At 64.3% G+C, this 22,527-nt stretch carries 20 protein-coding genes; 14 read left to right on the top strand and 6 right to left on the bottom strand.

Annotation, left to right across the window (positions count from 1 at the left end; all coding sequences use genetic code 11):
* Positions 1-35 precede the first annotated feature (35 nt).
* From QXZ85_RS06955 to QXZ85_RS06930, 6 genes are all read left to right on the top strand, one after another.
* Positions 36-980, top strand: a complete 945-nt coding sequence (locus QXZ85_RS06955; RefSeq protein ID WP_315702581.1) for a TRAP transporter substrate-binding protein — start codon at positions 36-38, stop codon at positions 978-980.
* A 33-nt stretch (positions 981-1,013) separates the two neighbouring features.
* Positions 1,014-3,029: a HAMP domain-containing methyl-accepting chemotaxis protein gene (locus QXZ85_RS06950; protein ID WP_316173823.1), complete on the top strand. Its 2,016-nt coding sequence runs from the start codon at positions 1,014-1,016 to the stop codon at positions 3,027-3,029.
* Positions 3,030-3,146: 117 nt separating this feature from the next.
* On the top strand, positions 3,147-4,511 hold the full coding sequence (locus tag QXZ85_RS06945) for an FAD-dependent oxidoreductase (RefSeq protein ID WP_315764556.1): 1,365 nt from the start codon (positions 3,147-3,149) through the stop codon (positions 4,509-4,511).
* Positions 4,512-4,543: 32 nt separating this feature from the next.
* Positions 4,544-5,548, top strand: coding sequence for an ABC transporter substrate-binding protein (locus QXZ85_RS06940; protein WP_315744116.1), 1,005 nt, complete (start codon positions 4,544-4,546; stop codon positions 5,546-5,548).
* 44 nt (positions 5,549-5,592) lie between these two features.
* Positions 5,593-6,366: an ABC transporter ATP-binding protein gene (locus QXZ85_RS06935; RefSeq protein ID WP_315764550.1), complete on the top strand. Its 774-nt coding sequence runs from the start codon at positions 5,593-5,595 to the stop codon at positions 6,364-6,366.
* Positions 6,359-7,192, top strand: a complete 834-nt coding sequence (locus QXZ85_RS06930; RefSeq protein ID WP_315744117.1) for an ABC transporter permease — start codon at positions 6,359-6,361, stop codon at positions 7,190-7,192. The genes QXZ85_RS06935 and QXZ85_RS06930 overlap by 8 nt, the downstream gene beginning before the upstream one ends.
* A 75-nt stretch (positions 7,193-7,267) precedes the next feature.
* Here QXZ85_RS06930 and gtdA read toward each other — a convergent pair whose 3' ends face one another.
* Complete coding sequence (gene gtdA / locus QXZ85_RS06925; protein ID WP_315702587.1) at positions 7,268-8,305, bottom strand: gentisate 1,2-dioxygenase; 1,038 nt, start codon at positions 8,303-8,305, stop codon at positions 7,268-7,270.
* 97 nt (positions 8,306-8,402) lie between these two features.
* On the opposite strand from gtdA, the gene maiA reads away from it, so the two are divergent.
* Both maiA and QXZ85_RS06915 read left to right on the top strand, forming a co-directional pair.
* A complete protein-coding gene (maiA, locus tag QXZ85_RS06920) occupies positions 8,403-9,035 on the top strand; it encodes a maleylacetoacetate isomerase (RefSeq protein WP_316173819.1) in 633 nt (210 codons plus the stop codon).
* The gene (locus QXZ85_RS06915; RefSeq protein ID WP_315702589.1) at positions 9,025-9,534 is read left to right on the top strand and encodes a MarR family transcriptional regulator; all 510 of its coding nucleotides are present in this window, start codon (positions 9,025-9,027) and stop codon (positions 9,532-9,534) included. The genes maiA and QXZ85_RS06915 overlap by 11 nt, the downstream gene beginning before the upstream one ends.
* A 290-nt stretch (positions 9,535-9,824) precedes the next feature.
* Here the strand turns inward: QXZ85_RS06915 and QXZ85_RS06910 are convergent, their stop codons facing one another.
* From QXZ85_RS06910 to QXZ85_RS06895, 4 genes are all read right to left on the bottom strand, one after another.
* Positions 9,825-11,438, bottom strand: a complete 1,614-nt coding sequence (locus QXZ85_RS06910; RefSeq protein ID WP_315728160.1) for a benzoate-CoA ligase family protein — start codon at positions 11,436-11,438, stop codon at positions 9,825-9,827.
* A complete protein-coding gene (locus QXZ85_RS06905; RefSeq protein ID WP_315744124.1) occupies positions 11,435-12,574 on the bottom strand; it encodes an FAD-dependent monooxygenase in 1,140 nt (379 codons plus the stop codon). The genes QXZ85_RS06910 and QXZ85_RS06905 overlap by 4 nt, the downstream gene beginning before the upstream one ends.
* A gap of 105 nt (positions 12,575-12,679) precedes the next feature.
* Positions 12,680-13,681: an NADP-dependent oxidoreductase gene (locus QXZ85_RS06900; RefSeq protein ID WP_315764547.1), complete on the bottom strand. Its 1,002-nt coding sequence runs from the start codon at positions 13,679-13,681 to the stop codon at positions 12,680-12,682.
* A gap of 145 nt (positions 13,682-13,826) precedes the next feature.
* The gene (locus tag QXZ85_RS06895) at positions 13,827-14,768 is read right to left on the bottom strand and encodes a RimK-like protein (RefSeq protein ID WP_315764544.1); all 942 of its coding nucleotides are present in this window, start codon (positions 14,766-14,768) and stop codon (positions 13,827-13,829) included.
* 285 nt (positions 14,769-15,053) lie between these two features.
* On the opposite strand from QXZ85_RS06895, the gene QXZ85_RS06890 reads away from it, so the two are divergent.
* From QXZ85_RS06890 to QXZ85_RS06865, 6 genes are all read left to right on the top strand, one after another.
* The gene (locus QXZ85_RS06890; RefSeq protein ID WP_315702594.1) at positions 15,054-15,827 is read left to right on the top strand and encodes a ferredoxin--NADP reductase; all 774 of its coding nucleotides are present in this window, start codon (positions 15,054-15,056) and stop codon (positions 15,825-15,827) included.
* Between the two features lie 188 nt (positions 15,828-16,015).
* On the top strand, positions 16,016-17,584 hold the full coding sequence (locus QXZ85_RS06885; RefSeq protein ID WP_315728166.1) for an acyl-CoA synthetase: 1,569 nt from the start codon (positions 16,016-16,018) through the stop codon (positions 17,582-17,584).
* Positions 17,585-17,840: 256 nt separating this feature from the next.
* On the top strand, positions 17,841-19,466 hold the full coding sequence (locus tag QXZ85_RS06880) for an FMN-binding glutamate synthase family protein (RefSeq protein ID WP_315702596.1): 1,626 nt from the start codon (positions 17,841-17,843) through the stop codon (positions 19,464-19,466).
* A gap of 87 nt (positions 19,467-19,553) precedes the next feature.
* The gene (locus QXZ85_RS06875; RefSeq protein ID WP_315769400.1) at positions 19,554-20,252 is read left to right on the top strand and encodes an RNA polymerase sigma factor; all 699 of its coding nucleotides are present in this window, start codon (positions 19,554-19,556) and stop codon (positions 20,250-20,252) included.
* Between the two features lie 96 nt (positions 20,253-20,348).
* On the top strand, positions 20,349-20,870 hold the full coding sequence (locus QXZ85_RS06870; protein ID WP_315702598.1) for a DUF4142 domain-containing protein: 522 nt from the start codon (positions 20,349-20,351) through the stop codon (positions 20,868-20,870).
* A 9-nt stretch (positions 20,871-20,879) separates the two neighbouring features.
* Positions 20,880-21,197 (top strand): cupredoxin family copper-binding protein, encoded by a 318-nt coding sequence (locus tag QXZ85_RS06865; RefSeq protein ID WP_315769398.1) that lies wholly within the window; start codon positions 20,880-20,882, stop codon positions 21,195-21,197.
* An 11-nt stretch (positions 21,198-21,208) separates the two neighbouring features.
* Here the strand turns inward: QXZ85_RS06865 and QXZ85_RS06860 are convergent, their stop codons facing one another.
* A complete protein-coding gene (locus tag QXZ85_RS06860) occupies positions 21,209-22,519 on the bottom strand; it encodes a nitrate/sulfonate/bicarbonate ABC transporter ATP-binding protein (protein ID WP_315702600.1) in 1,311 nt (436 codons plus the stop codon).
* Positions 22,520-22,527 lie beyond the last annotated feature (8 nt).

Genomic DNA, 22,527 nt, shown 5'->3' with positions numbered 1-22,527 from the left:
ATCCGTTCGCATGGGCTGAACGTAACGGTGGGGCTATGGGCAAGACGTTTCGAGAATTTTGGATCGCCGGCATCATGGGGGCTGCGCTGCTTGCGCCACATCAGGGCGTATCCGCCCCGCGGATGATCTCGGTGGCGGCGGGGCCTGCGGAGTTTCGTGAGAAGCTTGCGGCAAGCCACCGCTTCATCGTGGATGCGCGCTCCGGCAACGCACTTGGCGGCGAGCCCATCATCCTGTCCGCGACGCGTTCGGGCGCCCTCGACGCGGCCGTCCTGACCGGTGGCGTCGTCAGCGCCGTCGTGCCCGAGCTAAGCGTGTTCGATATTCCATTTCTGTTCCGCGACGAGGCTCATGCCAAGGCGGTGATGCAGGGCCCGATCGGCGCGCAGATCGCCGCCAAGTTCGCCGACAAGGGGTTGGTGCTGCTCGCGCTCGGCAAGCAGGGATTCCGCAATCTCACCAATTCCAAGCGCCCGATTCGCACCCCTGAAGACATCAAGGGTCTCAAGATCCGGGTGATCCCCAACGAGACCTACAAGATGGCCTTCAAGGCGCTCGGCGCCGAAGCGGTCCCGATGGATTTCCCGCTGGTCTATACCGCGCTGAAGGACGGCCGGCTCGACGGCGAGGAGAACCCGCTGACCACCATCGCCACGAGCCGCTTCTTCGAGGTCCAGAAATATCTGACCATGTCCGGCCACTTCTTCGCGCCGGTGGCCTTCGTCGCCAATCGCGCGATGTTCGAACAGCTCGAGCCGGCCGAGCAGGAAGCGATGATCGCGGCAGCCAAGGCCGGCGCCGAGGCAACCTGGCAGGCTCAGGTCGACGGCGCCAAGCTGCAGGAGTTGCGTGCCGCGGGAATGGAGGTCGTCGACAAGATCGACCGCCAGGCTTTCGTCGATGCGGTCAAGCCGCTCGATCCCGAATTCGAGAAGCGGTTCGGCAAGGAGCTGATCGCCGCCATCCGGTCCACCCGCTAAGTGCACGGCAGTATCATGAAAACCTCTTCCATCATGTCTTTGATCGGTATCCGCCCGCGCATCTTCGGCGGCTTCGCGCTGGTCCTGAGCTTTCTCGTGCTGCTCGCAGGCTTCGCCGTGGTCCAGGTCGAGCATATCGGCGGCACCGTCAACGAACTCGTGACCAGTGCCGCAGGCGATGCCGCGATGTCGCAGGTGCGGGCCGCACTGTTGAGTGCCAACGGTGCCGTGGAGAAGTTCATCCGCACCTGGAACGTCGGCGACAAGGACGCGGCGACCAAGGCGATTGAGAATGTCAGCCAGCTCGCCGATCAGGTCGAGCAACGCTACGGCAAGCTGGGTGCGATCGCGGAGGGGCTTGGCCAGGTTCGTGCTGCATTGAACATCTACCGGTCGGCGTTCTCCGCCGCGGCTGACGCAGTCGACCGGCTGCGCGCGGCGACCACCAAGACCGACGCTCACGGCGCGACCGCCGGGCTCGATGCCGCGGGCATTCAGGTTGCGCTCGCCAATCGGACTGATACCCAGCGCTTGTTCCAGCCGCTACGGATTGCCGCCGCGGTGGACGGCGTGCGCGTTTCGGCGATGCGCTTTGGAACGACGCTCGCCAATGCCGATGCCATCGATGCCAAGAACACATTGGCCAACGCGCAGGCCGTCGTTGCCGCGACCGAGACCGAAATCGCTCCGACCAGCGAGGCCAAGCTGAAGATGCTGGTTGCGGCATTGAAGGCTGAGCTTACGGCGGACGCGGCGGCGCTGGACGAAGTCGTCAAGGCAGCTTCGGACCTCCGCAGCAAGCAGGCAGAGCTCGTCAATGCCAGCACGGCAATCGAGGAGCAGGTCCATCGCATCAACCAAAGGCTCGGCGCCATGCGCGCCGAACAGGGCGACAAGACCGCGGTCGCGGTCGGCGACACCCGCCAGACAGTGATCATGACCGCGGCCGTGGCGCTCGTGCTGGGCTGCGTGCTGGCCTGGCTGATCGGTGGCAGCGTCTCGGGTCCGATCCGCGGCATGACCGACCGCATGCAGTCGCTGGCTGCAGGCGAATTGGAGCAGCCGATTCCCGGCGGCGAGCAGCGCGATGAGATCGGTCGCATGGCCCGTGCGGTCGAAGTGTTCCGCGACAATGCGCTGGCGGTTCGCCGTATGGAGCAGGAGGCCGCCGCGCAACGCGAAGCGGCCGAGGCTGACCGGAACAGGATGATGGCCGAGCTCGCCAGCCGCTTCGAGCAGGGCATGCAGGGTGTTATCACCGGCGTCGGCGGCCGCGCCGACCAGATGGGGAGCAGCGCCAGCGATCTGGCGCGGGTCGCCGAGCGCGGCCGTGGACTCGCCGAAGCCGTCGCCAACCGCGCCGAGCAGGCCTCGGTCAACGTGCAGACGGTGGCCTCCGCCACTCAGGAGCTCGCCGCTTCGATCCGCGAGATCTCGAGCCAGGTGCAACGCTCGGTCGCGGTCTCCAACCGCGCCACGCAGGAAACCCAGCGCACCTCCGAACTGGTGAACGGGCTGTCGAGTGCGGCGGAGAAGATCGGCAATATCATTCAGCTGATCCAGGCGATCGCCAGCCAGACCAATCTGCTGGCATTGAATGCGACCATCGAAGCGGCGCGCGCCGGCGATGCCGGCAAGGGCTTTGCGATCGTGGCGAGCGAGGTGAAGAACCTGGCCTCGCAGACCGCGCAGGCGACCGAGCAGATCGCAAGCCAGATCGCCACGATCCAGGACGCGACGGATGAGACGGTGAGCGCGATCACGCAGTTCGAATCCACGGTGCGCGAGATGGCGGAAATCTCCAACGCGATCGCCTCGGCGGTCGAACAGCAGGGGGCGGCGACCGGCGAGATCGCGCGCAATGTCGAGGAGGCCGCAAGCGGCACCGCCGCGGTGAGCCGCGAGATTGTCGATGTCCGTGCGGTGGCCGGCGAGACCGACGCCGGCGCCGAAGCTGCGCTTGCAGCGGCCGCGGCGCTGCAGCAGCAGGCGGTCTCGCTGAAGAGCAACGTCGCCGATTTCCTCAAGACTATCCGCTCGGCGGCCTGAGCGGTAGGATCGCCAAATTGCGTCCGTAACTGAAACCCGCGTGAGCTCCGTTCGCGCGGGTGGTCAAACCGGTCTCGACGATGCATGATGCGGGCCTGCATCCGGGGAAACGCCAGCTTGTCGTCCAAGGTCATTGAAGAGCCCGCCCGTCGAATCCCGGTTTATGGCGAGTACGAAGTTGCAGTGCTCGGCGGTGGCCCGGCCGGGATTGCGGCGTCGGTTGCTGCCGCCCGCGCAGGACGGCGCACGCTGCTGATCGAGCGGTACGGCTTTCTCGGCGGCATGGGCACCGCGGCGGGCGTGACCAATTTCTGCGGGCTGCATGCCAATGTCCATGGCGAGATGCATCGCGTCGTGCAAGGTGTCGCGACCGAGCTGCTCGCGCGCATCGATCGTCTCGGCGGATTGAACGCGCCGCACCTGGTGCTCGGCAAGATCCTCGCACAGGCCTATGACACCGCCGCCTACAAGATCGCCGCCGACGACCTGCTAGCGGCGCATAAGGTCGACATCCTGTTCCATGCACTCGGGGCCGGCGTCGTCATGGACGACGCGCGCAACATCGCGGCGCTTGCGATTGAGACCAAGTCCGGACGGCAGGCCGTGCGCGCGAACATCTTCATCGATTGTTCCGGCGACGGCGACCTCGCGGCCTGGGCCGGCGCGCCGTTCGAAGTCGGCGACGGCGAGGGGCACATGCTCTACCCCTCGATGATGTTTCGCCTCAATGGCATCGATCCGGCGCGGGCGGGCGAGGCGTGGCAGACCATCCCGCGGCTGATGGCAGCTGCCGAGGCTGCAGGTACGCACAAATTCCCGCGCAAGGCGGCAATTGTTCGGCCACAACGATCGCCGGTCGAATGGCGGGTGAACTTCACTCAGCTGGCACGCGCGGATGGCAGCGCGATCAGCGGCATCGTGGCCGATGATCTCACTCAGGGTGAGATCGTGGGCCGGCGACAGGCCGTCGAGGCCTTCGAGTTCCTGCGCACGGTGCCCGGCTTCGAACAGGCTTACATCGTCGATCTGCCGCCCCAGCTCGGCATCCGCGAGACCCGGCGCGTCACCGGCGGTTACTGCCTGACCGGAGAGGATGTGCTCGGTTGCGCGTCCTTCTCCGATTCCATCGGCGTCAACGGTTGGCCGATCGAGGCCCACGTCGCCGGCGATGTGATCTTTAAGTTTCCACCGATCCCCCAATCGCGCGGGTACAACGAGCTGCCCTACCGCATGCTGGTTCCCGAAGGCATCGATAACCTTCTGGTCGCGGGTCGCTGTGCATCGATGACACATGAGGGCCAGTCGGCGGCGCGCGTCTCCGGCGCTTGTTTTGCGATGGGGGAAGCCGCTGGCGCCGCCGCGGCGCAATCGCTTGCCGCCAAGACCCGGCCCCGTGAGATCTCGATTGACACGCTCCAACTGGAGCTGACACAGCGGGGGGCCTTTATCGGGCGGCATCAGCAGGTCCCGACGGGCCTTTAGACGCGCAACAGCTCTAGATCCGGAGGAGACGTATGATCCAGCATGCCAAGCCTTTGTTGGCCGCGCTTCTTGCCCTGGCCAGCATGGCGCTCGCGCGCGCCGATGAACCGGCGAAGGTGAAGATCGGCGTGCTGCGGCTGTCATCCTCCGCGCCGGTGTTCATCGCCCAGGACAAGGGCTATTTCCGCGAGGCCGGGCTCGACGTCGAGTTGAAGTTCTTCGATGCGGCGCAGCCGATTGCGGTTGCGACCGCCACGGGCGATGTCGATTTCGGCATCACTGCCTTCACCGCCGGGCTCTACAATCTCGCCGGCAAAGGCACATTGAAGGTGATCGGGGGGATGAGCCGGGAGAAGCCGGGTTATCCGCTGATCGGTTACTTCGCCAGCAACAAGGCCTACGCGTCCGGCCTCAAGACGCCGAAGGATCTGGCCGGCAAGCGCATTGCGGTCACGCAGGTGGGCTCGAGCTTTCACTACTCGCTCGGCCTGCTCGCCGAAAAGGATGGGTTCAAGCTGTCGGACGTGAAGATCGTGCCCTTGCAGTCGCTGTCAAACGTGGCGGCCGCACTGAAAGGCGAGACGGTGGATGCAGCGCTGCTGCCGGTCTCGACCGCGCGCAAGCTGATGGATGACGGCGGCGCCAAGCTGCTGGGCTGGGTGGGTGACGAAACACCGTGGCAACTGGGCGCCGTATTCGCATCCCCGAAGGCGCTGGCCGACAAGACGGTGGTCACTCGTTTGCTCGGTGCTCTCGAGCGCGCGGATCGTGAATATCACGATGTGATTCTTGTCTCGATCAAGGACGGGGTAGCCGTGATTGACGACAAGACCAGGCCACTGCTCGAGATCATCGGCAAATATACCAATCTGCCGGTCGAGCAGGTGGCCGGCAATTGCGCCTATATCGATCCCGACGGCAAACTCGACGTGAAGAATGTCGACAACCAGATCAAATGGCTGCAGGCGCAAGGTTTCGCCGACAAGGGCTATGATGCCGAGAGCATCATCGCCAAGGATTACGTGAAGCCGGATTAGAAGGGCGCCCGGGCCTCCTGCGCCCCTGAATCCGAGAGACCGCAATGGACCTGATCGCCGACCATATCAGTCATCGCTTCGACACGCTCGACGTGCTCGATGGCGTCTCGTTCACAGTCTCCGCCGGCGAGGTGGTGGCGATCGTCGGGCCATCCGGTTGCGGCAAGAGCACGCTGCTGTCGATCCTCGGCGGCCTGCTGCAGCCGAGCGAAGGACAGGCCATGTTGCGCGGTGCGCCGCCGCGGGACAGTCTCAATCCGCTGACTTTCGTGTTCCAGGATTTCGCGCTATTGCCCTGGAGCACGGTGGAGGACAACGTCGCGTTTCCGCTTCTGCACACCGAGCTCTCGACGCAGCAGCGCCTTGCTGCGGTCGATGATGCGCTTCGCCGCACCGGGCTGTCCGACTTCCGCGGCGCCTATCCGAAGCAGCTGTCCGGCGGCATGTGCCAGCGCGTCGGCATCGCGCGGGCGCTGGCGGTCAAGCCTGCGATGCTGCTGATGGACGAGCCGTTATCGGCGCTGGATTCGCAGACACGCGAATTGTTGCTGGAGGACTTCGTCGGCCTGCTGGCGGACGGCGGCATGGGCGCGATCTATGTCACGCATAATCTGGAGGAAGCGGTGCGTCTCGCCGACCGCATCGTCGTGCTCTCGCGGCGTCCCGGCCGCATCCGCGAGGTCGTCACTGTTCCGATGACCCGTGCCGAGCGTGGCGACGTCGGCTTGCGCGAACGCCTGCTGCGTTTGCAGAATGATTTGTGGTCTCTGATCCGTGCCGAGGCGATCGATGCCGAGCGCGAGGTCCAGCATGCTTGACCGTGCTGAGAGCTCCGAGCCCGCTTCAGGTCAGGCGACCGGCGCGCTGCGGTCGATCCGCTTTCGCGGCGCGGGCTTCACCCCGGCAACCAGCCGCTCCGCCGGCTGGATCGCGCTCGCAACCGTGCTCGCGTTGTGGCAGGCAGCTGGTAGCCTCGCGCTGGTCAATCCGTTGTTCCTGCCGACGCCCTTGGCGATCGCCCGCGCACTTTACCAACTCGCGATCTCCGGTGCGCTCTGGCAGCATGTTTCGGTGTCGCTGTTTCGGATCGGTGTCGGCTGGGCGCTCGGCACCGTCTCAGGCATCGTCGTCGGTTTCGCGATCGGTCTGTCGCGCATCGCGCGCAGCGTCGGCATCACCTTCGTCTCGGCGCTGTTTCCGATCCCGAAGATCGCGGTGCTGCCGCTGCTCATCTTGTGGCTCGGCATCGGCGAAGCGCCGAAGATTGCGACCATCGCGCTCGGCGTGTTCTTCTCCACCACCATCTCGGTCTATAGCGGCGTCGATGCGGTGCCGCGCAACCTGATCCGGATGGCGCAGAGCTTCGACGTGCCGTTTGCCACCATCGTGCGCCGCGTGATCTGGCCCGGCGCACTGCCATCGATCCTGGCCGGCTTTCGTATCACCGCCTCGGTCGCACTGATGCTGGTGGTCTCTGCCGAGATGATTGGCGCCGACACAGGTATCGGCACCTTCGTGCTGCAGGCCGGCAATCTGATGCAGACCGATCAGCTGATGGCCGGCATCGTCGTTCTATCTGTGTTCGGGCTCGCGGTCGGAAAGCTGATCAGCCTGCTGGAGGCCCGACTGCTGCATTGGCGATAGTTGAGGAGAGCGCTGCGGCCAACTAAAAGGTCGTCATGCCCGGGTCAAGCCCGGCCATGACGAAGCAGAATGCGTTCAAGCATTCCCCCGGTCTTCCCGGAACAGGTCGAGCTTCTGCTGCACCGGCCGGTCCGAGAACGAGAACAGCACCGCGTCTTCGTCGGCCTCGTGTGTGACCCACTGCCAGCTCGGCACCACGAATAGATCGCGCGGGCCCCACTCGAATGTCTGCTCGCCGATCCGCGTGCGACCCCGGCCTTCGACCGCCGTGAACACGGTCGCATCTGTTGACCGATAGCGCGCCGTCTTGAAGCCCTTCGGCAACAGCTGAATGAAGGTGCCGATGGTCGGCATCGCGAAATCGCCGGTCTCGGGGTTGGAGAATTTCAGCTTCAGCCCGTGGCAGGCGTCCCATTCGTCGCGCCGCTTGGCCTGTTCCAGGGCCTCGCGGGTGTAGGAATAGGGATAGCTGAAGATCGGCGAGGTCCTGGATCTCGCCTTGGCATCGACCGGCAGCAGATTGTGGCCGTAGCGGGCGAAGCTGTCGCCGCTGGGACGGGCGACCTTCTGCTGATCCTCCTTCGATCCTTCCGCAAAGGAGGCGTCCAGGAACTGCACCAGCGGGATGTCGAGCCCATCGAGCCAGAACATCGGCTCGGAGGTCTCGTTGCCGTGATCGTGCCAAGTCATCGACGGCGTAATGACGAAATCGCCGGGCTGCATCAGGGTGCGCTCGCCGTCGACCGTGGTGAAAGCGCCTTTGCCTTCGAGCACGAAGCGCAGCGCTGATTGGCTGTGCCGATGCGCCGGCGCGATGTCGCCGGGGATCACCATCTGGATTCCAGCATAGAGCGAGGTGGTGACCTTGGATTGACCGCGCAGGCCCGGATTCTCCAGGATCAGCACGCGCCGCTCGGCCTCCTTCGCCGTGATCAGCCGGCCGGCCTCCACCATGTAGTCGCGGATGGCTGCAAACTGCCACAGATGCGGACGGCACCCGCTCTTCGGTTCCGGCGTGATGAGGTCGCTCATCACGGTCCACAATGCGGTGAGGTTCTGGCCGTCGATCTTCTTGTAGAACGCCTCGCGTTCGGGCGTCGAAATGGCTGCCATGAGCGCCTCCCGTGACCTTGTTGTTGATTGACAGTATACTGACGATTTCACGAGCGTCAATTGCGGGCATAATGACAGCGTTCAAGGGAGGATCACGATGAAGCTGCACGGCTATTTCCGCAGCAGTGCGTCCTATCGGGTCAGGATCGCGCTGAACCTCAAAGGGCTCACCGCCGAGCATCTGCCGCATCACCTTCGCAAGGGCGAACAACGCGCGCCTGATTATCTGAAGCTCAACCCGCAAGGCTTCGTCCCGACGCTGGAAGGCGACGGCGGCGCCGTGCTGATCCAGTCGCTGGCCATCATCGAATGGCTCGACGAGACCCATCCCGTGCCGCCGCTGTTGCCGAAGGATCCGCTCACCCGTGCCAGGGTGCGGGCCTTCGCGCAGGTGCTCGCCTGCGACACGCATCCGGTGCAGAACCTGAAGGTGCTGGCGCGGCTGCGTGAGCTCGGCCTGCCCGAGGATAAGGTCACGGCCTGGGCCGGCTGGGTCAATCGCGAAGGGCTCGCCGCCTGCGAAGCCTTGATCAAGCACGAGCCGGGACCGTTCTGTTTTGGTGTTGCGCCGACGCTGGCCGATCTCTGCCTCGTGCCCCAGCTCGGCAACGCCCGGCGTTTCGGCGTCGATGTCGCCGCTTTCCCGCGGCTGTTGCAGGCGGAGGCCGCGGCAAAGGCGCAGCCGGCCTTCGCCGATACCGCCCCGGAGCGCCAGCGCGATGCCGAGTAAGCCGCCTGACATCACGATGGACGCGGTCTACGGCAAGCCGGGTTATCTGTTTCGGCGCATGCAGCAGATCGCGGTCTCGATCTTCATGGAGGAATGCAGGGCGTTCGACCTCACGCCGGTGCAGTATGCCGCGCTGGTCGCGATCCAGACCCATCCCGGCATCGATGCCACCAGGCTGTCGGCCGTGATCGCCTTCGATCGGTCCACGCTGGGCAGCGTGATCGAGCGGCTGGAAGCGAAGGATTATATCGCGCGCGAGGCGTCGCCCGGGGACAAGCGGGTCAAGCTGCTCGCCATCACGAAGGCCGGCGCAGCGCTGTTGCGCAACGTCATGTCATCGGTGAACCGCGCGCAGGCGCGCATGCTGGCGCCGCTCAAGCCGGCCGACCGCAAGACCCTGCTGGCGCTGCTGTCGCAACTCGTCGATCTCAACAACGAGGCCTCGCGCGTGCCGCTGCGCGCCGAGGACGCGTTGGAGCGGTTGGGAAAGGCGGGTTGAGAGAGATACGCCTGCTCGCTTTCGTCTGGGTCCCACAAAAGAGCTCGATGAATCCGTCATTGCGAGGAGCGAAGCGACGAAGCAATCTAGAGTTTTGGCGTAATTCTGGATTGCTTCGCTTCGCTCGCAATGACGGGCGAGTGTACGGCGACGTCCGAGATCATGATGCGATTAGAAGGAAGCGCATCGTGAGCTCATCTTTTTGATTGAGCATGATCTCCGCGCAAACGCCTATGGCGTTTGTCGCGAGGGAAAGCCGGTTCCCCCCTTTTCCGGATCATGCTCTAGGCTCACATCCGCATCACCGCCTGGCGATCGATCTTGCCGGTTCCGGTCTTCGGCAGCTCATCGACGAACACGATCTCGCGCGGATATTTGTAGGGTAACAGCGTTGCCTTCACATGATCCTGTAGCCGCTTGGTCGTCTCCCGTTCGTCGTAGTTTGCCCCGTTGATCACCACCACGGCCTTCAGGCTCATGCGGCGGTCCGGCAGCTCATGCGCGAACACGGCGCACTCGCGCACCTCGGGGTGCTCGATCAGGCATAATTCGACCTCGAGCGGATAGACCCATTGGCCGGAGATCTTGACCAGGTCATCGGCGCGGCCGCGGAAGAAATGAAAACCGTCCGCGTCGCGCGTGAAGCGGTCGCCGGTGTAAATCCACCCCTCCTCGCGGATGGTCTCCGTTGTCTTGTCCGGACGATTCCAATAGAGCGGGGTATTGGAATCGCCGCGCACCCACAGAATGCCTTCCTCACCGGTGCCGACCTCGCGGCCGTCGCTGTCGCGCAGCGCGATCTCATAACCCGGCACACGCAAGCCCGCTGCGCCGAGCTTCTTGCGGTCCTCGCGATTGGAAAGGTAGATGTGCAGCACTTCGGTCGAACCGAGCCCCTCGATGATCTCGAGCCCCGTCAGCTCCTTCCAGCCATCGAAGACCTCGGCCGACAGCACCTCCGCGGCGGAGATCGCCATGCGTAGCGGGGAGAAGTCGGTGGCTCTTGCGCCATCGGCTTTGGTCAGTGCGGTGTAGAGCGTCGGCAGGCCGAAGAATACGGTCGGGCGAAAACGCCCGATCGCCTCGAAGATCGCCGCCGGCTTCGGCTGGCCCGGCAGCAGCAACGTCGTCGCCCCCGCCGAGAACGGGAAGGTGATGGAATTGCCGAAGCCATAGGCGAAGAAGATCTTCGGCACCGAGAAGCAGATGTCGTCGGGCTTGAGTCGCAGCACATTCTTCGCAAAGGCCTGATCGCTATAGGCCATGTCGTGCTGCAGATGGACGATTCCCTTGGGCCGTCCGGTCGAGCCGGACGAATACATCCAGAACGCCATCTCGTTGCGGTCGGTCTCGGCCTCGGCGAGTTCGACCGGGAAGCCGGCCAGCCAATGCGCGGCGCTCAACGCCTCCGGCGCTGCGTTGCGACCGACCTCGCCATTGACCACGACGAGCGTGCGCAGGCTCGTATTCGCGCAGGCTTGGGCGTCGAACCGCGCCGCGAATTTCGCATCGGCGACGGCGACCTTCGCGCCGGAATCGGCAAGATAAAACTGCAACAGATCCGGCGGCGTCAGCGTGTTGATCAGCAGCGGCACGAAGCCGGCGCGCACCGCGCCGAAGAACGCGGCTGGATAGGCCGGCGTGTCGTCAAGAAACAACAGGATGCGATCGCCGCGCGCCAGCCCGAGCGAGGCAAAGCCGTTGCCCCAGCGGCAGGCCTCCGCGCAGAGCTCCGCATAGCTGCGCGAACCTGCGGGGCCGATCAGCGCCGGATGGTCGCCGCGTCCCTTCCTGAGGTTGTCGAACAGGATGCGGCTGGCGTTGTAGCGCGAAGGGATCGCGAAACCGATCTCGCGCGCGCCCGAGCTGTCGCAAGGGACCTGATCGACGATCTCGTTGCTCATGATCGTCCTCCCTTGCCGCGCGATCCCTCATAGCGCGCCATGAACTGCGGCGACATTGCACGCAGACGTGCGTCGTCGATCCGGCCCGAGCGGGTGATGTAACTGTAGGCGAAATCCAGCAGATCGAGTTTCATATGCCCGGGGAATTTCTCATACCAATCGGCGCTGGTGCGCGCCGCCGCCACCAGCTTCTTCACGATCGGCTGCCGTTCCGCTTGGTAGCGCGCCAGCCCGTCCTGGATGCGCCGTTCGGCCTCCAGCGCTTTGAGCAATGCGATCGCGTCCTCGATCGCCAGCCGTGTGCCGGAACCGATCGAGAAATGCGCCGTGTGCAAGGCATCGCCGATCAGCACGACATTGCGATGCCACCAATGCTCGTTCCAGACCCAGGGAAAGTTGCGCCACACCGAGCGGTTCGAGACCAGGGGATGGCCGTCCAGCGTGGCAGCGAAGACCTCTTCGCAGATCGCCTTCGAGTCCTCGATCGACATCTCGGCGAAGCCATAGGCCTGCCATGTCGCCCGGTCGCATTCGACCAGGAACGTGCTCATCTCGGGCGAATAGCGGTAGTGATGAGCGTTGAAGAAGCCGCGCTTGGTTGCGACGAAAGTCTGCGACAGTGTCGGGAAGGTCTTGCTGGTGCCGTACCAGGCGAACTTGTTGCTGGAATGGGAGATCGAGAAGCCGAAATCGCCTTCGTAGGTCCGGCGTGCCAGCGAGTTCAGCCCGTCGGCGGCGACGATCAGGTCGTAGCCTGCCAGCTGATCCAAGGACTGCAGCTGGGTGCCGTAGCGCGGGGCAACGCCGACGCTTTCCGCGCGCGCCTGCAGCAGTCGGAGCAGGTCCAGCCGGCCGATCGCGGAGAAGCCGACGCCGTCGATCTCGACGCTTTGCCCGCGCAAATTCAGCGTGATGTTGCGCCAGCTCTCCATGCGCGGCGCGATCGCGTCCACGGTGTCCGGATCGTCGGCGCGCAGGAATTCGAGCGCCTGTTCCGAGAACACCACGCCGAAGCCCCAGGTCGCATCCGCCGGGTTCTGCTCGAACAGATCGACCTCGGCGTCCGGATGACGCTTCTTCCACAGATAAGCGAAATAGAGCCCGCCAGGGCCACCGCCGAGCACGGCAATACGCACGCGCCTCTCCTCCCAATTGACAGTATACTGTTTATTTTGGGTGAGACTAATCCGCCGGCGCGGAACGCGCCAGCGGAATTTGCGATCGGGGAGGAGAGAGGCGAGTTAGACCCGGACCATGCGCTTGCCGCGGTTCTCGCCGGCCAACAGGCCGATCAGCGCTTTCGGCGTGTTCTCCAGTCCGTCGATGACGTCTTCCTGCACCTTCAGCCGGCCCGAGGCCACCCAGCTCTGCAGGTCGGCGATCGCCTGGTCGCGGCGGTCCATGAAGTCCGTCACGATGAAGCCCTGCATCACCAGCCGCTTCACCACGATCAGCCCGGGCACGCCGCGCGGGCCGTGCGCCGAGGGAGCCTGGTCATATTGCGAGACGGCCCCACAGCAGGCGATCCGGCCGCAATTCTTCATCAGCGGCAGGCAGGCTTCGAGAATATCGCCGCCGACATTGTCGAAATAGACGTCGACGCCGTCAGGTGCCGCCGCCTTCAGCGCCTTGAACACAGCGCCCTCTTTGTAGTCGACCGCAGCATCGAAGCCGAGCTCGGATGTCAGCCAACTGCATTTGTCCTTGCCGCCGGCAATGCCGATCACGCGGCAGCCCTTGATCTTGGCGATCTGCCCGACGATCGAACCCACCGAGCCGGCGGCGGCGGAGACCACCACGGTGTCTCCGGCCTTCGGCCTGCCGATCTCCAGCAGGCCGAAATAGGCGGTCAGGCCGGCGATGCCGTAGACGCTGAGCAGATGGGTCAGCGGCTCGATCTTCGGCAGTTTGACGAGGTGCTTCGCTGATACGACTGCATAATCCTGCCAACCGGTGTCGCCGAATACGATGTCGCCGGCAGCAAGGCCGGGCGCCTTGGACGCGATAACTTCGGCGACCGCGCCGCCCGCCATGACGCTGTTCGCCTCCACTGCGGACCGATAGGTCGCGCCCTGCATCCAGGCGCGGTTGGCGGCATCGAGCGAGATGTAGCGCACGCGGAGCAAAGCCTCGCCGTCCTTCGGCTCTGGTATTGCGCCCTCGACCAAGCGGAAATGCTCAGGGCCGAGTTTGCCGCTCGGCTTTTCGACCAGAAGGATCTGGCGATTGGTCGTGTTGCTCATAAGCTTCGCTCCCTGCGCTCCGGCGCCGCAACTTGATGTCTTTGAGAACGCGTGCGCCGCTGTTGTTTAAGGCCTCATCCCATATTGGGGAGGCACTGGCAAACCCTCCGGAAGTGGCCGTTGGACAGCGCGCGATCGGTCGTCGTCAGCTCGCAAACACCTTATCCAGCGCAGTGCGATACGCCGCATAGACCGCGTCGGGATATCGCCTGCCGAGGGCTTCCATCATCACGCCGGAATTGATCTCCAGCACCTGCCAGCGGCCTTCTGCATATACCACGTCGATCGAGGCGAAGCGGATGCCGATCACCTGTGCGGCCTGCGCTGCCAGCATCACACAGGCCTCGCGCGCCGGGTCGCCATCGAGGAGCACAGGCTTGGCGCCCGCCTCGAGATTGTGCCGCCAATTGAGCAGCCGCGGCTCGCCGGCCGGCACGATGGCCGCAAGCGCGGTCGCGCTGAAGTCGTCCCGCAAGCGCGCGAGCGTCCCCTTCCCCTTTGAAGGCGCGACCGTCGCGAGCGCAAGCTCCAGTAGCGTTCGTTCGCCGTCGCCGACCACGCTTGGCCGCTCTTTGCGGTAGACCAGGAGTGGCGAGCCATCGAGCTGCACCACGCGCACCTCGTCCTCGATGTCGAGAAAGGGCGAGATCGCGACGTTCGTGTTGGCCGCAAACAGGCCAGTCACGGCATCCACCAGCTGGTCCCGCCGCAGGACGTGCGTCACAAAGCGTCCCGACGTGCCCTCGTTGGGTTTCACGACAAGCCCGGCGGGATGCGCTTCGAGCAAGTCCAGCATCGAACGCCACGGAGTCCCGGCGTCCCCGTCGAATGCTGGTGCGATGAAGAACGCATGAGGCACCGCGGGCAGGCCGGACAGGCTAAGTAGGTCCGCGGTTGCCGCCTTGTCGCTGGCCAATCGGTGCGCCACCGCACTGTTCAGGCCAAGGTCGTAGCCGAAGATCAGGTTCCGCCGGCCGGCGCGATGGAGCACGAGCAGCCAGCCCTCCGCCCGGATGTCGAGCGCAATCCCGTGCTCGGCGCAGTAACGCCTGACAGCGTCGATCAGGATCCGGGGGCGGTTAAGCATTGCTCAAGGATTGGCCAAGGATGCGGAATTTAAGTGCTGGGAAGATCGGGCTTCAACAAGTAAATTGCGAAGATCGTTTGTGTACGAATGAATCTCCGGAGCCGCTGGGGAGCATAGGCCGGCATGCATTTGCCGGCTATCGATTGTGCATTGCAGCGGGTTGATTTCCGGCCGGTTTTGTGTACATCAGGCGACGACAAATCTGCAGCAGTTACAGAGGGTTGCAGTCATTTTGCGGCGCAGCCCATTTCTTCCAACATCAGCCTGCGTGAAGAAACAAACATCATGAGCGCGTTCTATCGAGAGAAAGTTCTTTCCGTCCAGCACTGGACGGACACCCTGTTCTCCTTCCGAGCCACCCGCGATTCCGGTTTCCGCTTCCAGAACGGCCAGTTCGCGATGATTGGCCTCGAGGTCGAGGGCAGGCCGCTGCTCCGCGCCTACAGCATGGCCAGCGCCAACCACGAGGAAGAGCTCGAATTCTTCAGCATCAAGGTCCAGGACGGTCCGCTGACCTCCCGCCTGCAAAAGATCAAGGAAGGCGACACCATCCTGGTCGGCCGCAAGGCGACGGGCACGCTGATCACCGACAATCTCTTGCCCGGTAGCCGGCTGCTGCTCCTGTCGACCGGCACCGGCCTTGCGCCCTTCGCCAGCCTGATCAAGGATCCGGACGTCTACGACCGCTTCGACAACATCGTGCTGGTGCATGGCTGCCGCCAAGTCGCCGAGCTCGCCTATGGCGAGACCGTCGTGGCCAAGCTGCGCGAGGACGAACTGTTCGGGCCGCTGCTCGAGGAGAAGCTGCAGTATTATCCGACCGTCACCCGCGAGCCGTTCCGCAATCGCGGCCGCATCACCGACCTGATCACCTCCGAGCAGCTGTTCAAGGATATCGGCCAGCCGCCGCTGAACATCGAAACGGACCGCATCATGATGTGCGGCAGTCCGGCGATGCTGGAGGAGCTGAAGGGCATGTTCGAGTCCGGCGGCTTCGTCGAAGGCAGCGGCAACACGCCCGGCCATTTCGTGATCGAGAAGGCGTTCGTCGAGCGCTGATACGTCAGCTTACCGGCGCCTCGACGCAATCGGGGCGCCGCCTTTCCTGCCAATATCCTCCCTTGCAGGTTTTGAAGCGGCTGTGCGAGGTTCAGCCGCAAGGACCGGGCCCACGAAGGCCCGGCGCAGCAGGGAGGGGATTTGATCGCGCCTCGCGCGGCCGTCCCCCGTGATGACAGGGGACATGCATGAATTCCATCATACGGCGGCAAACGCTCGGCGATCTCCTGCGGCGCAGCGCGGCGCGCACGCCACAGAAGACGGCCGTCATCTGCGGCGATGTCAGCTGGAGCTATTCCGAATTCAACGCCATCGTCGACCGTCTCGCGGCTGGCCTCGCCGAAGGCGGCATCGGCAAGGGCGAACGCATTGCCATCCTCGCCCGCAACTCGCATGCTTTTGCCGCGCTGCGCTTTGCGTTGGCTCGGCTCGGTGCCGTGCTGGTCCCCATCAACTTCATGCTCAAGCCGGAGGAAGTCGCCTACATCCTCAAGCATGCCGGCGCACGCCTGCTTGCGACCGATAGCGGCTTCGCGCCGTTGGCGCGCGCTGCCAGGGATTTGGCGCCGGCGGTCGAACAGTTGATCTGGCTGCCGTCGGAAGGCCCAAGCGAGCGCCAGGCGGACATGATCGATTTCGCCGCGCTCGCGGCATCTGCCGCCCCTGTGCCGGATGTCGAGCTCAACGGGAGCGATCTCGCGCAGATCGTCTACACCTCCGGCACCGAGTCGCTGCCCAAGGGCGCGATGCTGACTCATGATGCCGTGATCTGGCAGTATGTTTCCTGCGTGGTCGACGCTGGCATCGCGGCCGACGACGTCACGCTGCACGCCTTGCCGCTCTATCACTGCGCGCAGCTCGACGTGTTCTTCGGCCCGGCCATCTATGTCGGCGGCACCAACATCATCACCGCATTTCCGACCCCGGACAATCTGCTGCCGCTGATGGCGAAATATCGCATCACCTCGTTTTTCGCGCCGCCGACGGTGTGGATTTCGATCCTGCGCTCGCCGCTGTTCGAGACCACCGATCTGTCGTCGTTGCGCAAGGGCTATTACGGCGCCTCCATCATGCCGGTCGAGGTGTTGCGCGAGCTCGCGCAGCGGCTGCCCGACGTGCGGCTGTGGAATCTCTACGGCCAGACCGAGATCGCGCCGCTCGCCACCATGCTCGGGCCAGAGGATCAGCTGCGCAAGCCCGGCTCCTGCGGGCGCGCCGTGCTCAATGTCGAGACTCGGGTGGTCGACGATCAGATGAATGACGTGCCCCCCGGGGTGGTCGGCGAGGTCGTGCATCGCTCGCCGCATCTGATGCTCGGCTATTTCCACGATGACGAGCGCACCGCGGCAGCTTTCTCCGGTGGCTGGTTCCACTCCGGCGATCTCGCCACCATCGACGACGAAGGCTACGTCACCATTGTCGACCGCAAGAAGGACATGATCAAGACCGGCGGCGAGAATGTCGCGAGTCGCGAGGTCGAGGAGGCGCTGTATCTGATCCCCGAGGTTTCGGAGGTCGCCGTGGTCGGCCTGCCGCATCCGCGCTGGGTCGAGGCGGTGGTGGCGGTGGTCGTGGCCAAGTCCGGCTGCAGGCCGACCGAGGAGGACATCCTCAAGCAGGTCTCGGGCCGGCTCGCGTCGTTCAAGACCCCGAAGCGCGTCGTGTTCGTCGATGCGCTGCCGAAGAACCCCAGCGGCAAGCTGTTGAAGCGCCAATTGCGCGAAATGCATGCCGATCTGTTTGCCGAAAGCCCATGAGCTCACCGCTCACCGGAAGGTGATCAGGACGACAGACGCGGCGGGAGGTCGTGACTGGAGGCGTTGCGCCGCAACAGCTAAGTCGAAAGACTAGCCGGTTGGGCGATAGATGATTGCTGCGGGAACTCGTAATCTTGCGGGCACGCTGTCGGTACAGGCTGCCGGCCAGCCTAGTCCTTTGGTAACGTTGCTCCGCTACATCCCGTAGAAGCGACATCGCCGACGCCTGCCGACGACATTGGCCCCGAGGGATTTCATGGAAACCTTGCTGCTCCCGCTCTCGCCCCGCTTCATCGTCCTGACGATCTGCGTGGTGGTCACGGCGCTGCTGCTGGCGCTCGGGCTCTACGATCGCAAGATCTTCGATCTGGTCCTGCTTCCGCTCCTGATCTTCGGCGCGCTCACCCTGCTCGGCATCCACGATCTCGTGCAGCGGAGCCACGCAGTGCTGCGCAACTATCCGATCTCCGCCCATATGCGTTTCCTGCTCGAGGAAATCCGCCCGGAGATGCGGCAGTATTTCTTCGAGAGCGAGAAGGACGGCATGCCGTTCTCACGCGACACCCGCGCCGTGGTCTATCAACGCGCCAAGATGGCGCTCGACAAGCGGCCGTTCGGGACCCAGGAGGACGTCTATCGCGAAGGTTATGAATGGCTGCACCATTCGGTCGCGCCGAAGCCGCATGCGGAAGAGAAGTTCCGGATTCAGATCGGCGGCCCGGATTGCACCAAGCCCTATTCGGCGTCTGTCTTCAACATCTCGGCGATGAGCTTCGGCGCGCTCAGCCCGAATGCGGTGCGCGCGCTGAACGGTGGCGCCAAGAAGGGCGGCTTCGCCCATGACACGGGCGAGGGCGGCTTCAGCCCCTATCACGCCGAGATGGGCGGCGACATCATCTGGGAGATCGGCTCCGGCTATTTCGGCTGCCGCCGTCGCGACGGCGCGTTCGACCCGGAAGCCTTCGCGCGGGTCGCCGGCCTGGACCAGATCAAGATGGTCGAGCTCAAGATCAGCCAGGGCGCCAAGCCCGGTCATGGTGGCGTGCTGCCGGCGGCAAAGGTTTCGGAGGAGATTTCCAAGATCCGCGGCGTCGCGATGGGGGAGGATTGCATCTCCCCGCCAGCGCATCGCGCTTTCTCCACGCCCATCGGCATGATGCAGTTCATCGGCGAGATGCGAAAACTGTCCGGCGGCAAGCCGGCCGGCTTCAAGCTCTGCATCGGTCATACCTGGGAGTTCCTGGCGATCTGCAAGGCGATGCTGGAGACCGGCATCTATCCCGATTTCATCGTAGTCGACGGCAATGAAGGCGGCACCGGTGCGGCGCCGCTCGAATTCATGGACCATCTGGGCATGCCGATGCGCGAGGGCGTCAACTTCGTCCATAACGCGCTGGTGGGTCTCAACATCCGCGACCGCATCAAGATCGGCGCCTCCGGCAAGGTTGCGACCGCTTTCGACATGGCGCGCGCGATGTCGATCGGTGCCGACTGGTGCAATTCCGCACGCGGTTTCATGTTCGCGCTCGGCTGCATCCAGTCCTTGAGCTGCCACACCGATCGTTGCCCGACCGGCGTGGCCACGCAGGATCCGACCCGCAGCCGCGCGCTGGTGGTGCCGCACAAGCTGGAGCGCGTCTACAACTATCACCACGCGACGTTGCATGCGCTGGCCGAGCTGCTGGCTGCCGCCGGCCTCGAACATCCGCAAGACCTGCGGCCGATCCACTTCTCGCAGCGGACCTCGACCACTGAGGTCTCCTCGTTTGCACAACTCTATCCGGCATTGCAGCCGGGTGAATTGCTCGGGGGCACCGAAGACCAGCGTTATCGCGATGCCTGGCGGATGGCCCGTGCGGATACGTTTGCGCCGGCATCGTGAGAGGCGTTGCCGGCGCCATCCTTTTTCGGGAACTTCCGGGCCCGGCTTGCATCTAAGTTACGAGTTCCTCAATTTGGGTGAGCGACAATGGCTTGGACAACGCCTTGGACGACGGCCACGACCCCATCCGCTGCGCCGGGCGGCGAGGATGAGCTGATCCGGCGGGCAAGGGCGCGCGACGAGACGGCCATCCGAGCCATCCTGCTGGCGAACAACCGTCGCCTGTTCCGGATCGCCCGCGGCATCCTGCGCAACGATACCGAAGCTGAGGACGTGGTGCAGGAGACCTATGTCCGGGCGCTCACGTATCTGGAGAGCTTTCGCGGCGATTCCAGCCTCTCGACCTGGCTCACACGCATTGCCATGAACGAAGCGATGGGGCGGCTGCGCGGGCGCCGGCCCACCGTGCAACTGGAAAGGCCCGCGGAACGCACCCCTGAGGCCGAGATCATTCCCTTTCCCGCCGCATCGAACGATCCGGAAAAATCCATGGCACAGCGCCAGATCCAGGGCGTCGTCGAACGCGCCATCGATGAGTTGCCGCAGCCGTTTCGTCTGGTCTTCATTGCCCGCGTGATCGAGGAGATGAGCATCGAGGAGACTGCCGCACTGCTGGAGCTGAAGCCCGAGACCGTCAAGACGCGCCTGCACCGCGCCCGCTCGCTGTTGCGGCACAACGTCGAGAAGGAGATCGGTCCCGTCGTCCTCGACGCCTTTCCGTTTGCCGGCCGGCGCTGCGAGAAGCTGACCGACGCGGTGCTCAAACGGCTCGGCTTTCCGATCTGATTCTTTTTCGGGAACGTCGGCCTCGGTTCTTCATCCAATCCCTGTGCAACCATTTACCGCCGGCCGCGAGGTCCGGCGCTACAGGAGATTGAAGCCATGTTCAACCGTATCGGCGCGGCGGCCGTCGTGATCTGCCTGTCGAGTATCGCGGCGCTCTCGCAAGGCGCCAAGCTCACCGATCCGCAGATCGCCCATATCGCGTACACCGCAGGCGAGATCGACATCAAAGCTGCGAAGCAAGCCTTGGACAAGTCCAGCAACAAGGAGGTGAAGGAGTTCGCGGAAGGCATGGTGCGCGACCACGAAGCCGTCAACAAGCAGGCGCTGGACCTCGTGAAAAAGCTGAAGGTCACCCCGGAAGACAACGACACCAGCCGCACGCTGTCCAAGCAGGCCGGCGAAAAACGCAGCGAGCTCGCCAAGCTTAAGGGCGCGAATTTCGACAAGGCGTATATCGCCAACGAAGTCGCCTTCCACAAGACCGTGAACAACGCGCTTGAAACCCAGCTGATTCCCTCCGCCAGCAATGCCGAGCTGAAGAGCCTATTGCAGACCGGCCTGAAGATCTTTCAAGGCCACGAGCAGCATGCCGAGCATGTCGAAGCCGATCTGAAGTAGGACGGTGCCATGCGGATAGGACGACTTGCCCTGTCGAGCGCGCTCATGCTGGCGGCCGCGAGCGTTCCGGCGCGCGCGGCCACCATCCAGATCTCGATGCAGAATCTCGAGATATCGCCGGCCATGGCCTCGGCCAAGGTCGGCGACACCATTGAATGGATCAACAAGGATGCGCTGGTCCATACCGCCACGGCGCGCAACGGCGACTTCGACGTCGTCCTGCCGCCGAACAAGACGGGGAGCCTGCTGCTGAAGAAGGCAGGGACGGTGGATTACTATTGTCGCTATCATCCCAACATGAAGGCGACTCTGAAAATCGATCGCTGATGTTGTCGGCCTCAGTGCGGGTTCTCCAGGCTGAACGCTTCGGACTGCTCGTCATAGGCGAACAGCTCGGCATAACGTCCCCAGGAGATGATCGTCTCCAACGTCTCGTCGGCATAGTGCTCGGACATGTAGTCCTCAAGCTCGACGCGGAAGCGTGCGGCCGGCGCTGTGTGTGACGGCCGGTCGTCGAGCACGCGCCGGATCAGGCCGATCAGCGGGACGTTCTCGGTCAGATGCTGGGCGAACAGCTTCTTGCGCTCGTCGGTCTCCAGATGCGCGAAGCGCTTGCCGGCTTCGGTCAGCGTCAGGTCGCCTTCGCTGAGCTGGGCGAAGCGCAACAGCTGCAGCGCTTCGGCGAGCGGAAAGATCTCGTCGACCTCGAGCTGCAGATGCCCGGCCAGCACCGGCAGGTCGGCGTGGCCATTATAGGGCTCGCCCGCGAGCGCCTCGATCAGACCCGAGATCGAGTTCGACCCTACGTGGCTGAGCACCATGCCGACGCCCGCACCCGGCGCGCCGTCGATGGTTGGCGCTTTCGGCTCCGGCCGCTGCGTCATACGGGCATAGAGACTGTCGACCAGCTGGCGGAAGGCGGCATCGAGGCGGTTGCGCGGATGGGGCAGATCGACCTTGAACTCGGCGGCGACACGGCCGGGATTCGAGGAGAAGACGAGGATGCGGTCGCACATCAGCACCGCTTCCTCGATGTTGTGCGTCACCATCAAGACCGATTTGATCGGCAGCCTTCCGTCGGTCCAGAGGTCCACGAGGTCGGTGCGCAGCGTCTCGGCGGTCAGCACGTCGAGCGCGGAGAACGGCTCGTCCATCAGCAAGAGGTCGGGATGCACGACCAGTGCGCGGGCGAAGCCGACGCGCTGGCGCATGCCGCCGGACAATTCCTTGGGGTATGCCGATTCGAAACCGTCGAGACCGATGAGGTCGATCGCGGCGAGCGCGCGCTTGCGCCGTTCGGCGCTGTCGATACCGAGGGCCTCGAGTCCGAGTTCGACGTTCTGCAGCACCGTGAGCCAGGGGAACAGCGCGAACGACTGGAACACCATGGCGACCCCATTGGGAGGCCCTGAGATGGTCTCGCCGCGGCATTTGACTTCGCCCGAGGACGGCGAGACCAGGCCCGCGATGATCCGCAACAGCGTCGACTTGCCCGAGCCGGAGCGGCCCAGCAGGCCGACGATCTCACCGGCGCGAATGGTCAGGTCGACCTTCTCCAGCACGACGAGATCCTCGCCGCTGCCTTTGGGAAACAGTCGGCTGACACTCTTGATGTCGATCAGCGAAGCCTGGTTGATCTGGTCGCGCATGAGAGTCC

Source organism: Bradyrhizobium sp. SZCCHNGR1005 (assembly GCF_032489995.1).
Classification (GTDB): Bacteria; Pseudomonadota; Alphaproteobacteria; order Rhizobiales; family Xanthobacteraceae; genus Bradyrhizobium.
This window is presented reverse-complemented; position numbering and strand designations above follow the sequence as displayed.

Excerpts from the sequence above, each read along its gene's own strand:
- gtdA (WP_315702587.1), bottom strand. The coding sequence starts at position 8,305 with ATGGCAGCCATTTCGACGCCCGAACGCGAGGCGTTCTACAAGAAGATC.
- QXZ85_RS06900 (WP_315764547.1), bottom strand. The coding sequence starts at position 13,681 with ATGAGCAACACGACCAATCGCCAGATCCTTCTGGTCGAAAAGCCGAGC.
- QXZ85_RS06870 (WP_315702598.1), top strand. The coding sequence starts at position 20,349 with ATGTTCAACCGTATCGGCGCGGCGGCCGTCGTGATCTGCCTGTCGAGT.
- maiA (WP_316173819.1), top strand. The coding sequence starts at position 8,403 with ATGAAGCTGCACGGCTATTTCCGCAGCAGTGCGTCCTATCGGGTCAGG.
- QXZ85_RS06865 (WP_315769398.1), top strand. The coding sequence starts at position 20,880 with ATGCGGATAGGACGACTTGCCCTGTCGAGCGCGCTCATGCTGGCGGCC.
- QXZ85_RS06930 (WP_315744117.1), top strand. The coding sequence starts at position 6,359 with ATGCTTGACCGTGCTGAGAGCTCCGAGCCCGCTTCAGGTCAGGCGACC.
- QXZ85_RS06915 (WP_315702589.1), top strand. The coding sequence starts at position 9,025 with ATGCCGAGTAAGCCGCCTGACATCACGATGGACGCGGTCTACGGCAAG.
- QXZ85_RS06955 (WP_315702581.1), top strand. The coding sequence starts at position 36 with ATGGGCAAGACGTTTCGAGAATTTTGGATCGCCGGCATCATGGGGGCT.
- QXZ85_RS06885 (WP_315728166.1), top strand. The coding sequence starts at position 16,016 with ATGAATTCCATCATACGGCGGCAAACGCTCGGCGATCTCCTGCGGCGC.
- QXZ85_RS06895 (WP_315764544.1), bottom strand. The coding sequence starts at position 14,768 with ATGCTTAACCGCCCCCGGATCCTGATCGACGCTGTCAGGCGTTACTGC.
- QXZ85_RS06940 (WP_315744116.1), top strand. The coding sequence starts at position 4,544 with ATGATCCAGCATGCCAAGCCTTTGTTGGCCGCGCTTCTTGCCCTGGCC.
- QXZ85_RS06880 (WP_315702596.1), top strand. The coding sequence starts at position 17,841 with ATGGAAACCTTGCTGCTCCCGCTCTCGCCCCGCTTCATCGTCCTGACG.
- QXZ85_RS06910 (WP_315728160.1), bottom strand. The coding sequence starts at position 11,438 with ATGAGCAACGAGATCGTCGATCAGGTCCCTTGCGACAGCTCGGGCGCG.
- QXZ85_RS06950 (WP_316173823.1), top strand. The coding sequence starts at position 1,014 with ATGTCTTTGATCGGTATCCGCCCGCGCATCTTCGGCGGCTTCGCGCTG.
- QXZ85_RS06875 (WP_315769400.1), top strand. The coding sequence starts at position 19,554 with ATGGCTTGGACAACGCCTTGGACGACGGCCACGACCCCATCCGCTGCG.
- QXZ85_RS06935 (WP_315764550.1), top strand. The coding sequence starts at position 5,593 with ATGGACCTGATCGCCGACCATATCAGTCATCGCTTCGACACGCTCGAC.
- QXZ85_RS06890 (WP_315702594.1), top strand. The coding sequence starts at position 15,054 with ATGAGCGCGTTCTATCGAGAGAAAGTTCTTTCCGTCCAGCACTGGACG.
- QXZ85_RS06860 (WP_315702600.1), bottom strand. The coding sequence starts at position 22,519 with ATGCGCGACCAGATCAACCAGGCTTCGCTGATCGACATCAAGAGTGTC.